This window comes from Streptomyces sp. NPDC052052, assembly GCF_040680455.1.
Classification (GTDB): Bacteria; Actinomycetota; Actinomycetes; order Streptomycetales; family Streptomycetaceae; genus Streptomyces.
On sequence record NZ_JBFAWU010000028.1, the window covers coordinates 33,031 to 42,507 of the forward strand.

14 protein-coding genes are annotated in these 9,477 nt (G+C 67.9%); 11 read left to right on the top strand and 3 right to left on the bottom strand.

The features are described 5' to 3' along the window. Window positions 1-59 precede the first annotated feature (59 nt). The 5 genes from AB0L71_RS28155 (at window position 60) to AB0L71_RS28175 (ending at window position 4,222) form a co-directional block, all read left to right on the top strand. Window positions 60-383, top strand: coding sequence for an antibiotic biosynthesis monooxygenase (locus tag AB0L71_RS28155; protein ID WP_365248105.1), 324 nt, complete (start codon window positions 60-62; stop codon window positions 381-383). Next, window positions 380-1,630: a helix-turn-helix transcriptional regulator gene (locus AB0L71_RS28160; RefSeq protein WP_365248107.1), complete on the top strand. Its 1,251-nt coding sequence runs from the start codon at window positions 380-382 to the stop codon at window positions 1,628-1,630. Before AB0L71_RS28155 ends, AB0L71_RS28160 begins: the two co-directional genes overlap by 4 nt. A 190-nt stretch (window positions 1,631-1,820) precedes the next feature. Continuing rightward, a complete protein-coding gene (locus AB0L71_RS28165) occupies window positions 1,821-2,093 on the top strand; it encodes a hypothetical protein (protein ID WP_365248109.1) in 273 nt (90 codons plus the stop codon). Window positions 2,094-2,399: 306 nt separating this feature from the next. Further along, window positions 2,400-3,518 (top strand): hypothetical protein, encoded by a 1,119-nt coding sequence (locus AB0L71_RS28170; protein ID WP_365248111.1) that lies wholly within the window; start codon window positions 2,400-2,402, stop codon window positions 3,516-3,518. Beyond that, window positions 3,515-4,222 (top strand): GIY-YIG nuclease family protein, encoded by a 708-nt coding sequence (locus tag AB0L71_RS28175; RefSeq protein WP_365248113.1) that lies wholly within the window; start codon window positions 3,515-3,517, stop codon window positions 4,220-4,222. Before AB0L71_RS28170 ends, AB0L71_RS28175 begins: the two co-directional genes overlap by 4 nt. Before the next feature lie 484 nt (window positions 4,223-4,706). Here AB0L71_RS28175 and AB0L71_RS28180 read toward each other — a convergent pair whose 3' ends face one another. Beyond that, window positions 4,707-4,895: a hypothetical protein gene (locus tag AB0L71_RS28180; RefSeq protein WP_365248115.1), complete on the bottom strand. Its 189-nt coding sequence runs from the start codon at window positions 4,893-4,895 to the stop codon at window positions 4,707-4,709. Window positions 4,896-4,929: 34 nt separating this feature from the next. Continuing rightward, entirely contained in the window at window positions 4,930-5,313 is a 384-nt protein-coding gene (locus AB0L71_RS28185) for a hypothetical protein (protein ID WP_365248117.1), read from the bottom strand. 212 nt (window positions 5,314-5,525) lie between these two features. On the opposite strand from AB0L71_RS28185, the gene AB0L71_RS28190 reads away from it, so the two are divergent. From AB0L71_RS28190 to AB0L71_RS28200, 3 genes are all read left to right on the top strand, one after another. After that, on the top strand, window positions 5,526-5,837 hold the full coding sequence (locus AB0L71_RS28190) for a hypothetical protein (RefSeq protein WP_365248118.1): 312 nt from the start codon (window positions 5,526-5,528) through the stop codon (window positions 5,835-5,837). A gap of 15 nt (window positions 5,838-5,852) precedes the next feature. Then, window positions 5,853-6,083 carry a hypothetical protein gene (locus tag AB0L71_RS28195; RefSeq protein WP_365248120.1) on the top strand — a complete coding sequence of 77 codons (231 nt, stop codon included), beginning with the start codon at window positions 5,853-5,855 and terminating at the stop codon, window positions 6,081-6,083. A 521-nt stretch (window positions 6,084-6,604) separates the two neighbouring features. Then, window positions 6,605-6,877, top strand: a complete 273-nt coding sequence (locus tag AB0L71_RS28200; protein ID WP_365248122.1) for a DUF6225 family protein — start codon at window positions 6,605-6,607, stop codon at window positions 6,875-6,877. Window positions 6,878-6,957: 80 nt separating this feature from the next. Here the strand turns inward: AB0L71_RS28200 and AB0L71_RS28205 are convergent, their stop codons facing one another. Continuing rightward, complete coding sequence (locus tag AB0L71_RS28205) at window positions 6,958-7,491, bottom strand: hypothetical protein (protein WP_365248124.1); 534 nt, start codon at window positions 7,489-7,491, stop codon at window positions 6,958-6,960. A 320-nt stretch (window positions 7,492-7,811) separates the two neighbouring features. Here AB0L71_RS28205 and AB0L71_RS28210 point away from each other — a divergent pair, with 320 nt between their 5' ends. From AB0L71_RS28210 to AB0L71_RS28220, 3 genes are all read left to right on the top strand, one after another. Continuing rightward, window positions 7,812-8,009 (top strand): hypothetical protein, encoded by a 198-nt coding sequence (locus tag AB0L71_RS28210; RefSeq protein WP_365248126.1) that lies wholly within the window; start codon window positions 7,812-7,814, stop codon window positions 8,007-8,009. A 46-nt stretch (window positions 8,010-8,055) separates the two neighbouring features. Continuing rightward, window positions 8,056-8,832 (top strand): hypothetical protein, encoded by a 777-nt coding sequence (locus AB0L71_RS28215; RefSeq protein WP_365248128.1) that lies wholly within the window; start codon window positions 8,056-8,058, stop codon window positions 8,830-8,832. A 94-nt stretch (window positions 8,833-8,926) separates the two neighbouring features. Then, entirely contained in the window at window positions 8,927-9,451 is a 525-nt protein-coding gene (locus AB0L71_RS28220; RefSeq protein WP_365248130.1) for a hypothetical protein, read from the top strand. Window positions 9,452-9,477 lie beyond the last annotated feature (26 nt).

Below are 9,477 nucleotides of genomic sequence, written 5' to 3' on the forward strand. Positions count from 1 at the left end.
GCCAGCTAGCACTAACGCTTCTAATGTGAGACTGTGGCCATGTCCCATAAGGAGGAGCAGTGACTAGCGGATACGCACTCACCGTGCGGTTCACCACTCGCGACGCCGACGCAGCCCAGCGGTTCGACGCCCTCGTGGCACGCACGTTGGAGGGCATCCGCAATGAGCCCGGCACGCTGGTCTACGTCGTCCACGTCCCGGAGAACGAGCCCCTGGTCCGCGTCTTTTATGAGCTGTACGCGGACTACGACGCGTTCCAGACCCATGAGGCGCAGGACCACACCAAGCGCATGCTGCGCGAGCGTGATCAGTACCTGACCAGCACCGAGGTGGAATTCCTGAACGAGATCACCGGCAAGCGGCCGGCTACGGAGGGAACATGAGCAAGCCGACAGGAAAGGAAGTTGCTCCGCAGGACCGCGCCTTTGGCAAGCGGATCTCGGATCTGCGCAAGGAGCGCGGGCTGACCCAGCAGCAGTTGGCCGCCATGCTGAACGGGCGGACATCGAGCTGGATGTCGCAGGTCGAACGCGGTATCCAGCCGGTGCGCCGCCTGGATGTGCTCCAGGAGTTCGCGGACGCACTCGGAGTGTCGACGCAGTCCCTGGACCCGAACGCGCCGATCCCCGCACTGCCGCATACGCCTGTCCAGCTCGAGTCCAACGACCTGGACGGCGCCCGGATGGCCATCTCGGGGCATCCGGCGCTGGAGGCACTGCTTGGTGCCCCGGCCGCGTCTCCAGCGTCATTGGACGATCTGGCCGGGCAGGTCGACGAGATCTGGAATCTGACTCACCAGGCCCGGTTCTCAGAGGTCAGCAGCATGGTCACCGAGCTGATCCCTGCTCTCGAGCTGGCCGTACGTACCGTTCCGCAGTCAGATCGGGCTACGGCGTACAAGCTGCTCGCCCGCGCGTACCAGGCCCTCGCTGCCGCATTCGCCCGCCAGGGCGACTCGAGGGCGTCCTGGGTGTCGGCCGACCGGGCCATCACGGCTGCGGAACTGTCGGGCGACGTCCTGCTTGTGTTCGCCGGCGTGTACCGGATGGTGCACGCGTTCGTCCGGCTCGGTGACCGGGATGAGGCGGAGCACGCCGTGCGCGGCGCCGTTGAGGCTCTGAGCCAGCAGCAGGACCTGTCTCCCGAGGGGCTGTCTGTCCTTGGGTCTCTGCACCTGGCGAAGGCGCTGGTGCACGCGCGCTGCAGCCAGCGGACGGAGGCAAGGGAGGAGATCGAGAAGGCCCGCCGGGTTGCTGCGCAGCTCGGAGAGGACCGGAACGACTACAACCTGGAGTTCGGGCCGACGAATGTGTCGATCCAGGCCGTGTCGACGGCTGTCGACCTGGGCGATGCGGGCGAGGCACTCGATGTAGGGCAGACGATCGACGCTTCTGCCCTGTCCCCCGAGCGCCGCGGAAGGCTGTTGATGGACTTGGGGCGAGCTCACGCGCAGCGGCGCCACATCGGCGACGCCGTCGACTGCCTGCTGCGCGCAGAAGAGATCTCGCCTCAGACCGTCCATAACCACGAGGCCGTCCGGAAGGCCATCAATGAGCTCGTACTGGTCTCGGGGTCCAAGGCCCCGGCCAGTCTGAAGGGCTTGGCGGAGAGGACGGGTGCCATGGAGTAGTCCCGGGCGTTAGACCCGTTGAATGACGACGGCCGACCGGCTCCACACCGGCCGACCGTCTTGTGGCCGCCGACCTGCGAAGAACAGCGACCACGTGACAGATCACCCCAGATAAGAGATGGAACCTGCCTGTGCGAAGCGTATCCAAATCTCGGTTCAACAGAGATTTCCCCTCTCGGGGAGGCGCTCAGTGAAGGACGACCTGCCCCCGTTCGTGACCTTCGCGACCGGCGCGAAACTCCTCAAGGACCTCGACCTGGTCGACAGCATCACGGTCGACGGGCTCCGCGAGATGGCCCGAAACCCGAAGAACCAGGGCTGGTGGAAGTTCGGCGACGGGCCCACTCAGACGCCCTACATCCCCGTCGGGAAGACGCGGACCATGGAGACAGGGATCTTCCTGTCGATGTTCAGGACCGGGCCCCGACGGGGCGGTCGCGGCAGGAAGCCGGAAGCGTCATGACCCGCGGCCTGAAGCGTTCCCGCACGGGCATATGCAGCCGCGGCAAGAAGCCGTGGGCGCACAGAGTCGAGCGGTCATGACCGGGTTATCTGGCCGGCACCACACCTGGCCCAGGAAAACGCAGAAGGCCGGAGAGTTCGCAGCTCCACCCGGCCTTCAAAGCGAAACAGCGGATCGCAGCCCGCTGCTCGAACGTCCCGCCTCACATCAAAGAACGAGGTCGTCCATGTCCCTGAGGGTACCTGCAGCGACGCACACCACCGCAAGCCCACGCAGCGTGATCGTCCGCACGGCGGGGGTGACGGCATGAGCCTGCTCCCGATCTTGTGGGCAATGAAGAGTGCCCCTGTCGTTGATGCCGAAGAGCGCGTCATCCTCATTGCTCTCGCCGAGACTGCGTGGAGCGACGGCACTGATGCGTTCCCGTCGAAGAAAACGCTCGCCGCGGTCTCCGTGCTCGATCCGAAGACTGTGCAGCGGCGTCTCCGGACGATGGCTGCACGGAAGCTGATCGCAGAAGGGGACCAGGCCGCTGCCGCGTACATCCCTGAGTGGTTCCGTCCGACGGTGTACGACCTGCTGATTCCGTTCTCGTGGTACCCGGACATTGAGCAGGTCAACGCGGAGCGGAAGGGCCGGGGAAAGCCCCCGCTGACTCCGGATGACCGCCCGGACATGGCTCCTGCGCCGCCGAAGAAGCACCGGGAAGACAAGGGGAAGCCCCGGAAGAAGAAGTCGGCCACACCAGGGGTGGGGACTACAAGTCCAGGGGGTGGGGACTACAAGACCCCCCCTGACACAAACGGTGAAACCGGACAGGAGGGGGGGACTACAAGACCCCCCGGGGGGGACTACAAGTCCCAGAGGGGGGGTCTACAAGACCCCCAACCCTCCCCTTCCAACCCACCCCGAGACACTCCCCGTCCTTCCTTCCCCGCGGGCACGTCCGATGCGGAGGAAGGAGGGAAGGACGGCAGCGAGAGGTCGAGTCGGAATCCAGGTGTTGATCTGCTGCTCGCGATCGGCGCGAAGGACCCCAAGTTCCTGCTGACGGGAAAGACACTGACGGATCAGGGGCTGACCGTGACGGGGATGCTGCTGGAAGGGTGGACCGAAGACCAGCTTCGGTACGTCATCGCTGGCCGCCCTTTGCCGGAGCAGGTGAAAGCGACGGTGGGAGCGATTGTTGCCCGGCGGCTGAGGGACGCCATCGCAAGTCCTCCGCCGTCAACGATTCCGACGCTTCCGGCTCAGGCGACCGATCCCTTTGGTGGCCAGTCGCCTGAGGAGACGTGGACGCCTCCGCAGTGGACAGGGCGTCAAGAGCTTGCGGTCCACGCAAAGTGCCCCGACTGTCATAGGCCGCTGCGAAACTCCGCCGAAGACGCGCTGTGCAGTGACTGCCGAAAGGATGCGAGCGCATGAGCCACCGCCCCAACAACGAGCCAACCGCGCTGTACCGGCTCTACGACTCGAACGACGCGCTGCTGTACCTCGGCATCTCCTGGAACCCTGACGCCCGCATGGAAGACCACGTCAAGGACAAGCACTGGATCCACTTTGTGGCTCGTCGAACCGTTGAGTGGTATCCCAACCGGCCGGCTGCGCTGGCGGCCGAAGCGGCAGCGACAGCCATCGAGAAGCCGTTGCATGACAGCTCGTGGCGGAAGACGCGGGTCGGTAGCAGACCTCAGTGGCGTGATCTGGAGGGTCGGAAAAGGGTTGAGGACGGACTCGCGGCCGAGATCGAGCAGGGGCAGCACTGGCTGGGGAAGGTGCTCATGTCTGGGGCTGTCGCAAAGCGGTACGACGTGTCTCGGCCGACCGCGTCAACCGCTATGGATGCCCTTCAGGGGCGCGGCTTGCTCAAGCGCTGGCATTACGGCCGATTCCGCGTTTTGAAGGGGCCGGCTAGGAAGGATCTCGAGGAGTTCGACGAGACCCGCGCAGACAGGAAGCTTCGCTGGGCTTACCAGATCTGGACCGTGGCGGAGCTTCGGGAAGCGGTAAAGGGCCTCCCCGACGACACCTTGATCAGTGCCCGGCTATCGGGTCAGCGGGTAGCGATACCAGGACAGCGCACGGAGAAGCCCGCTTCTGGGTCAGCGGGCTCAGCCGCCCCGTTCTGACTGCCCTGAAACGACGAGGCGCCCTCGGCCATCTCGGCTGGGGGCGCCTTCGTGTCGCGCGGAAACATCGCGGTGCACCATTGCGTACGCAATAGGTTATTGGGTAGCGTGCTGCACACAAGGCCGACACCGGAAACCCTTGCCGGTCACGCCGGTGCCGCCCCTTGTGCAGTCCAGCCGGAGCTGGACGACCCATCTTGCCCTGACGCCCACTCACACGGAAGGCCACCGCACTGTCCAGCTCCGGCCCCGCCCTCTACATCTTCCTGCCCGCCCTCACCGTGTTCGGCTTGCTCTACCCGGCCGGCCTCATCGCCCTCCTCGGCGCCATGCAAGCCCTGCGCTGGGTGAAGGACTGGGACAAACCCTCAACATGACCAGACGCCCCGAACTGGTACACCGGTTCGGGGCGTTCTGCTGTCCGACGATCGGGGCGGGAGGCGAGGGCGGCCGTCCGCTGCCAGGCGACCGGCCGCCCCCGCTGCTACTGCCGGTCGGTCGAGTTGTCGATGTGGATCGTGCCGTGGATTGTGCCGCCCGAGATTCCGTAGTTCTCGCCGCCGTAGACGCCGCCGGTGATGGTGCCGCCGCTCGCTTCGGCGGCCTGCTTGAAGTCGTCGGCTGTCGCGGTGTCGCTGTCGACGGTCACATTGCCGAACTTAAAGATCGCCATGGTGAGGTCTGCTTTCTGCGGGTGGTTGGGTGGGTCAGGTGGTGGGGATGCTGCGGCCCATCTGTCGCAGGCCCGCTTCGTAGGTGCTGCGGGCCGTGGATCGGGCGCCCGGGTCGTCACTGATGCGGGAGGCGAGGTCTCCCCAGGTCGCGCCGTCGATCTCGCGGGACGCGACGGTGAGGTGACGGACCCGGCGGGTCAGTTCCTGGGCCAGGGCGGCGGTCGCCCGCAGGAGGTCGGCCCGTTCGTTGGCGGTGAGGGCGGCCAGGTCGTCGTAGCTCTTGAGGCCGAGGGCGGTGAGGGCGGCTTCCATGCGGCCGCTGTCGACGGCTTGGGCGAGGTAGCCCTGGGGGTCGTCGGCGGAGTCCCACACGACGGTGGCGGCGGTGCTGGTGGTGTGCTCGATGGATACGGGCATGGTGGTCCCCCTGGAAAGTGGCGTGCGCTTTACACGCAATTACTGTGCGCTTTACGCACGCCGGTGTCAAGGGGGTGCCCCGCTGCCCCCAGAGATGCCAACCCGCCTACGCCAACGGGCATTCGACGCCCCTGACTCAGTTCGAGGGAGAGCAGCAGCCCTCTTTCACCGAAGGGCGGACATGCCCGCATACCGGAGGAGATGATCCCCTCGTGAAGAAGAAGCGCCTCACCGTCGAAGAGCACACCCAGCTCGGCCGGCACCTCGCGGCCATGCGTGACGAGCTCACCACCCTGCAGGTGCAACTGGGCCACGCGTACCCACTCACCGGCCCGGAGGCCGGCCCGGCACGCAACCTCGAGAAGGCCACGAAGGCCCTCGACGAAGCACGCAGCAGCCTCGAGAACTTCCTCTTCCGGGAACACCCCGACCAGGCCACGACCCACATCTACTACCCGGCCCCCGAGGACCGGGCCCGACCGATCCGAGCAGAAGAAGCAGCTCACCCGAGCCGTTCAGCGTGAGAAAAGGCCAATTCCGTGACTGCCAAACCCCGCCCCTCCATCGTGTCGTTCTGCCTTGACCTCCTCGAGCGGCTTGCTCTGCTCAGCGACAAGGCATCGAAGGCGTTCCGCGGAGCGTCGAAGACGTACAAGGACTTCGCCGCGGCAGGTAAGAACCTGCGTGACGTCTGCCAGCTGGTTGCCCAGTTGCGTGAAGCCGTCGTTGCCTTCTTCAGGCCCGATGGCGGGACCGCCGAAGCCTGCTAGCAACGGGACGCCCCCAGCCCGGTTCGGGTTGGGGGCGTCGTCGTACGTACGGCTACGCCGCTGTTCCCCGCCGGTGCTGGGCCTCGTCAGGGTCACCGATCGGCCGGGTCAGCGTGTCGTCCTCACCGCGGTTCCGTTCCTCGATCAGGCTGTCGTACGCCCAGTTGTCGCGGCATTGCTCGCACCGCTGTTCTCCGGGAGCGACCTGCACCAGGTCGTCAGGCTCTGCTGAGCCGTGGCACCGTCCGCACCGTCCGCCCATGGGTTCGACGGTCCGCCACGGGCAGGTTCGCAGGGAGGGGGCTTGGTGGGGCGCACGGGTGCTCAGACCCGACGTGGCACCGTTTCCTGCACCATCCGGCACGCAGGCCACGCGCTCGGTACCGTGTCCACCGGCCGGGTTCGGTTCACCACGGTGATGCGTTCGTCGCCCCGGCCTCCTGTACCCCGGATCAGCGCTCTGGCCCGGGGTACAGCCGCGTCTCCACCCACCACGCAATCCGGTCCGGCACCCTGTGCCCATGACCGACGTCTACGAGCACGCCCCGCAGGTCTGGAACGCGGCACAGCTCCGCGAGGCGCTGAAAGACCTCCCCGACGACGCACCCATCCACATCGCCGTCGCACAAGACCCCGGTGATTTCGACGGGTACCGCGAGGGTGTGCTCGTCGACGCTGAGCAGATCGAGAAGTGGTGGTCGGCGACCGCCACCGAACCGGAGCGCACCGAGATCGAGAAGGCGATCACCCTGCTCGCCGACTGGAAGCCGGGCGCGTACGACAACCTTGACTGAACCCAGGTCCTACCGGGCTGCTGTCACCCAGCGGATCCACGCCATGAGGCTCTTCGGTCGTCCGGTGGTCATGCCCGGGATCATCCCAGGCTGATGATGGCCCAGACGCGTCGCCCGTCGGGCCCGGTGTCCGTCCCGCACCCTGTCACCCCGGGCACGGCGGTGATCTGGTGGAGGACGTTGTCGCCGTCTGGGGCGTGACCGGGTGTCAGGGCGGCCTGGTGGGACAGGGCGAGGATGCACGCCTGCTGGTCCTGGTCGGACAGGTGCACGCTGATCCGGCGCCCGGAGTCGGCGACTGCGGCGGTGACGAGGAGCCCGGTGACGGTGTCGATGGCGGCCTGGGCGGGCCGGTAGCCCCACTCCCCCAGCTGCGCCGCCACCTTTCGCCGAGCGATGCCCGCAGCCCATGGGGCGGACTCCAGGTTCCAGTTCACGCCGCGGCGGTTCCGCATCCCCACCCCGCGCCGCGCGGTCCGCGCCAGCGGGGCGGGGCCGGCCGCGTGTTCGTCCGAGGTTTCGGGGCGGGGCGGGGAGATGGGTTTTTTCGGCGGGGGCGGGGTTTTCGGCGGGTACGACGGCGGGGTGGGCTGTTCGGTCACAGGTGCGCTCACGGGGGCCTCCCAGCGTCTCGGGCACATGGTGGTGCCCTGGGGTCAGGGTAGGCCGGGAGCGGGGCGTACAGGGGCTGTTGGGCACATCTGGCGGGGCGTGGTGCGGGCCCGGTGTTGACGCTCCGAGCTCGCAGGGGTGGGCGCGGGGATTGACGACGCCGAGGCCGTGGGCGCCCCGAATCCCCCGTATTCCATTGCGAACGCCATGAAATATGAGGTAGTGTGAGCCCTCTACCCGGCACCGCCAACCCGACCAGGGGCAACGCCCCGACGGATCGGCGAGACGCTGGAACACTCCTCCACGACGCCTGGAGCCTGTGATGACCGCCATCGCCCCCGCCCCCGTCGACACCACGACCAGCAACAGCGAGCTCGGCCACATCTACTGCTGCAACCCCGACCTCGCCCTCTGCGGCACCGACATCAGCGACATGGCCGAGATCGACGCAGAGGAAGAGGTCGACTGCATCGTCTGCAACGACCTCGAAGCCCACCCGTGCCCGACCTGCGCCAACTGACCCGCGGCAAGCGGCACCTGACCACCCGCACGCAAGGAGACCCCGCATGACCACCACACCCGCCGACACCCTGCGAACCGCCGCTGAGCGCGCCCGCCAGATCGGCGACCCGCTACACCTCGCCCTCGCTGGCTGGCTGGAGCGGGCGGCCGACGCGTCGGACTGCCACGGCCTCGGCGACGGCGGTATTGTCGCAACGCTGGTACACCCCGCGCTTGCCGTAGCCCGGCAAATCCCCGGCACTACGACCGCACCCGCCGACCAAACCGCCGAGGCGCACCGTCTGGCCCTGTCCGAGGCGCTCGGGCTCGGCACCAGCGCCCCGTGGGACGCCATCCGCGACCGGGCCACCGAACTCCACGAGGCGTCCGAGGACTGGTCGATGCCTGACGCCCGACCCGGCACCACCGATTACACCCGTCAGCAGCAGCCCACCCCCGCCGTGGCCCGGCAGATCCTCGGCACCACGGCCGAGCAGTCGGAGGCCGAGGACGAGTCCTGCGGCAGGTTCGTGCCGGACACACCTCGCGCACCCGGCTTGTGTGCATCTTGCGGCGACGCACGGGGATGGCACAGCCGCATGGCCGTCCTGCCCGCACCCGTCGACCGGGCCGCCGTACTCCGCGAAGCCGCCAACGGCCTCGCCGCGCTCGGCCCGCTGGACAACCTCGTGTCGGCACCCGCCGCCTGGACCGAGGCCATCGAGACGCTGCGCCACATGGCCGACCAGATCGCCGAGGACGACCGCCGCCGTTTGACCGACGAGGCCGCCGCCGGGGTGCAGCAGCCCGCCGCCCCCGCCGCGACCGGAGACCAGTCGTGACCGCCGTCCTCCTTATCACCGCCGCCGCCACCCTCACCGCCGTCATCACCACCCAGACACGCCACCTCCGCCGCGCCGCACGCAAGGACCGAGCATGACCGACCGCCTGCTCCACCTCGTCGACCGTGCCCGCCGCGGCGTCGCACTTGATGCCGAGCTGGACCAACTTGCCGCCGGGATCACCGAGCAGGCCGCCCGCATCACGACGCTGGAGCACGTCGCCGCAGGCAACAAGCGCCACGTGCAGCTGATCGTGCCCGAGCTGGACCAACTCACCACCCGCGCCGAGAAGGCCGAGCGGGCCGTCGACCACCTCACCGACCGACACCGAGGCGCCGAGGCCCGCATCGACGAGCTGGAGCAGCAGCTTGCCGAGGCCGACGCGGAGACCACCGAGGTCCTTGAGCACAACGACGCCACGTGCGAGGCCGTTGCCGCCCGCGACCAGGCGGAGGCCGCCATCGAGCGCGTGCGGGAGCTCCACCCACGCTGGGACGCCGACCCCGCAAGCTGCGCGCACTGCCACGACAGCTACGGCACACCTCTCCGCTACCCGTGCCCCACCATCACCATCCTCGACGGGCAGCAGTCCGTGACCGGGGAATTTGACGGATCGTGAACCTCTCCCCAAAGGAGAGTGGGGGA